This window comes from Anaerozeibacter quisquiliarum (assembly GCF_051162045.1).
GTDB lineage: Bacteria > Bacillota > Clostridia > Christensenellales > Aristaeellaceae > Anaerozeibacter > Anaerozeibacter quisquiliarum.
On the sequence record NZ_JBISDI010000073.1, the window covers coordinates 1 to 3,399 of the forward strand.

Here is a 3,399-nt window from a genome sequence, read left to right on the forward strand (position 1 = left end):
TTGCCCCTATACCAACGCCTTTACCGAAGGCGTGAACAACGCGACCAAAGCACTCAAGCGTGCAACCTTCGGCATGCCTAACTTTCATAATGCCCGCGCTCGCATTTTGCACTGCTTTCCTTCGCACCCCTACGGTTGACAAAGAGCCATATTTTTATTGGCTCTGCGGGCATTACCCGGTTCAAAGGAAGCTAAAAGCCCGTATGGATTCGCTCACGGACGATTACGCCGTGGTCCCCGAATAACACGCTCCCGATTTTCTCTGTACGGATTTCCGGTTCGAGCAGGTTCAGCGCGAACGCGCCCGGCGATCCAATGTCGCCATGGATGCTGATGGAAACACAAACCGGAAGTCAACACACTACAGCATGAAGCAGAAAAGGGCTGTGGAAGACCGGGAATGCGGCCAGAAGCGCAATGAAGATGGTTAGGCTAAACACCATTTTGATGGTGTGTAATGGTGCACCCAGGCGAGAAAAAATGCCCAATTTCGGAAATTCCTTCCTATAAATACGCAAGGTGTGTGCATCATTCCGCGGATTGGTGCAGACGGCTCGGAGAGTTATTCTATCGGTGAACGCCGAAGCGTGTATTCCTGCAGGATATGCCCACAGTAGGGCGATATCAGCCCCATATTTGAAGGCAAAGAGAAAGACCCGCCGTATTTGGCGAGTCTTTTTCCGGAACTAATGTCCCTTTAGATGGCGGAGGGAGTGGGATTCGAACCCACGTGCGCTTGCGCGCAAACTGATTTCGAGTCAGCCCCGTTATGACCACTTCGATATCCCTCCGTATGAGCTTCGCGGCGTGTTGCGCGAGAGCCGAAGCAGCATAAAACATTATAAATGATCGGACTTCGGTTGTCAATGGGCAATTTGTGTGAATCGACGGCGGTGTTGTACGGGCGTCAAACATAGGTTACACCTCGAGGGCAAAAAACCGAGGTGGCCGTTCGTCAAGGGAAGGGTGGAGATTTGCGAAGCAAATACTACCCGGCCTTGACGAACAGTACCGTGATACAATGGTCTGTCCCAGATTTTCTCCATGCTGTTTTATTCTACCGCAGCTTTGGACTTTCCACAAAATCTGGAACAGACCCGTTTAATCCGCCGCTCAAGCCTCACAAGTTCTGCAATCGGGTTACCGCCCCGCCCCTCCGAGGAGGGGAATTTGGGGGCCACCCCTATCCGAACTGCGGCAGCCAATCCTCGTTTTGCTTGAACATCTCGTCCACCATGTCCCGGATTTCCCTCAGCGACAGCACCGCACTCGTCAGCGGGTCGAAGCAGATCGCGCGGTAGATCATCTCCTTGTCGCCCGCGAGGCTGCCCTCGACCACCATCTCCTCGATCTGCGCGGAGATCCCGCTGAGCAATGCGCACTGCGGCGGCATCGCGCCCACGCGGATCGGCGCGAGGCCGTTCTTGCCGGCCAGCACAGGCACCTCGACGCACGCGCCCTGGGGCAGGTTGTCGATCAGGCCGAAGTTGCGCACATTGCCGTTGAATTCGAACAGCGTATGGTCGCCGAGCAGGGCGTTGAAGATGTAGGCCGCGTATTCCTCGCCGCGCTGAAGCTCCGGCTCCTCCTTGAGCCAGTTCTCGATTTCGCCCTTCCAGGTGGTCTCGCGGTTGCGGTACTCGTTCAGGATATAGGCGTACGCGCCCGGATTCCAGCCGGTGCCGTGGATGCAGTACTTTTCAATCAGGTCGGGGCGCTTGCGGAACCAGGCGTTGTACTCGCTGTTGTGGCCCGAGGACTCGGTCGGGTAGAGCCCCAGCGCCAGGTACATCTCGTTGCGCACGATCTCCTCGTTGTAGACCTCCTCGCGCTCGGTGATCGCCTTGCGGATCAGCGGGTAGGCGTCCGCACCCTTCCACTGGAACTTGGTATAGAACGCCTGATGGTTGACGCCGGCGCAGGTGTAGCTGATGTCCTTCATGTCCGCGCCGATCCAGTTGGCCAGCATCGCGGCGGTGCCCTGCACGCTGTGGCATAGCCCGCTCGTGACCAGGTGCGGCATCTCGCCCTGCACGGTGCGGCAGAGCATGGCCATCGGGTTGGTGTAGTTGAGGAACACGGCGTTCGGGCACAGCCGCTCGATGTCGCGCGCGATGTCCATGATGGGGTTCACCGTGCGCAGATAGCGGAAGATGCCGCTCGGGCCGCGCGTGTCGCCCACATTGGTGTCCACGCCGTATTGCTTGGGGATCAGGATGTCGTGCTGCCACACGTCGACGTCGCCTGCGAGGATCGTGCAGATCACGCCATCCGCGCCTTTAAGCGCCTCTTCGCGGTCGAGCGTCGCCGTCACGCGCGCCGGGTACTTGCCGGCCGAAATGATGCGCTCGACCGCCGTCTTGATATGCTTAAGCCGCTCGGGGCTGATGTCCATGAGCGCGAGCTCGCAGTCCTGAAGCGCCGGGAAGCTCAGGATGTCCCGGATCAGGCCGCGCGTGAAGCCGAAGCTGCCGGCGCCGATAAACGCAAATTTCCGTCCCATCTTAACTCCTTTTCGGCCGCGCTACGCCTTGGTGCCGGTGAGCGCGATGCCTTCGATGAATTGCTTCTGGAAGAACAGATACAAAACCAGCATGGGGATCATCGCCATCGCGGAGCCCGCCATCAGCAGCGGGTACTTGGTCATGTACTGGCCCTGCAGCGAGCTGATGCCCGCGGAGAGCGTCATCATGTCCACCTTCATGTTGACGACCAGCGGCCACATCATCTCGCTGTAGGCGAACACCGCGGTGAACACCGCCAGCGCCATCAGCGCCGTCTTGGTCAGCGGCAGCAGGATCTTCACGAACGTCTGGCCCACGTTGCAGCCGTCGATCATCGCGGCCTCGCTGAGATCGCCCGGCAGCGACAGGTAAAACTGGCGCAGGAAGAAGGTGCCGAACGCGCTGACCAGACCGGGGTACAGCAGCGCGAAGTGGCTGTTCAGCATGTTGATCTTGCTCAGCTGCAGGTACTGCGGGATGATGAACACCTGCGGGGGCAGCATCATCTGGGTGATGACGATGAAGAACAGCGGCCCCTTGAACGGGAAGCGCAGCTTGGCGAACGCGAACGCGGCCATCGAGCTGAACACGACCGCGCAGGCGATGCGCAACACGATCAGCAGCATCGTGTTGAAGTAGAGCTTGCCCATCGGCAGTGTGCGCAGCACTTCCTGGTATTGGGTCAGCGCCCAGCTGCTCGGCCACATCGTGGGCGGGATCAGCAGCGATTCGCCGATCGTCTTGAACGAGGTGACGACCATCCAGTAGAACGGGAAGATCATCGTGATCGCGCCCAGGATCAGCACGATGTGGACGGGGAGCATGCTGCGTTTGCGGCCCGTGGTGCCCACGGGCTTGGCCGGGCCGGTCTTTGCGGTAGCTTGCATCATGGTTC

3 protein-coding genes and 1 tRNA gene are annotated in these 3,399 nt (G+C 59.2%); 1 reads left to right on the forward strand and 3 read right to left on the reverse strand.

Features of this window, described 5'->3' with window-relative positions; all coding sequences use genetic code 11:
* A partial coding sequence (locus tag ACH6CV_RS17955) for a transposase (protein WP_456359594.1) occupies nucleotides 1-139 on the forward strand: 139 nt, incomplete at its 5' end.
* A 563-nt stretch (nucleotides 140-702) separates the two neighbouring features.
* Here the strand turns inward: ACH6CV_RS17955 and ACH6CV_RS17960 are convergent.
* From ACH6CV_RS17960 to ACH6CV_RS17970, 3 genes are all read right to left on the reverse strand, one after another.
* Nucleotides 703-791: transfer RNA gene (locus tag ACH6CV_RS17960), tRNA-Ser, on the reverse strand.
* 392 nt (nucleotides 792-1,183) lie between these two features.
* Nucleotides 1,184-2,503, reverse strand: coding sequence for an alpha-galactosidase (gene melA / locus ACH6CV_RS17965; RefSeq protein ID WP_456359593.1), 1,320 nt, complete (start codon nucleotides 2,501-2,503; stop codon nucleotides 1,184-1,186).
* A 21-nt stretch (nucleotides 2,504-2,524) separates the two neighbouring features.
* Nucleotides 2,525-3,394: a carbohydrate ABC transporter permease gene (locus ACH6CV_RS17970; RefSeq protein WP_456359595.1), complete on the reverse strand. Its 870-nt coding sequence runs from the start codon at nucleotides 3,392-3,394 to the stop codon at nucleotides 2,525-2,527.
* Between the last annotated feature and the right edge of the window lie 5 nt (nucleotides 3,395-3,399).

What these genes read in the sequence shown, in the direction of transcription:
- ACH6CV_RS17970 (WP_456359595.1), bottom strand. Translation starts at nt 3,394, where the DNA reads ATGATGCAAGCTACCGCAAAGACCGGCCCGGCCAAGCCCGTGGGCACC.
- melA (WP_456359593.1), bottom strand. Translation starts at nt 2,503, where the DNA reads ATGGGACGGAAATTTGCGTTTATCGGCGCCGGCAGCTTCGGCTTCACG.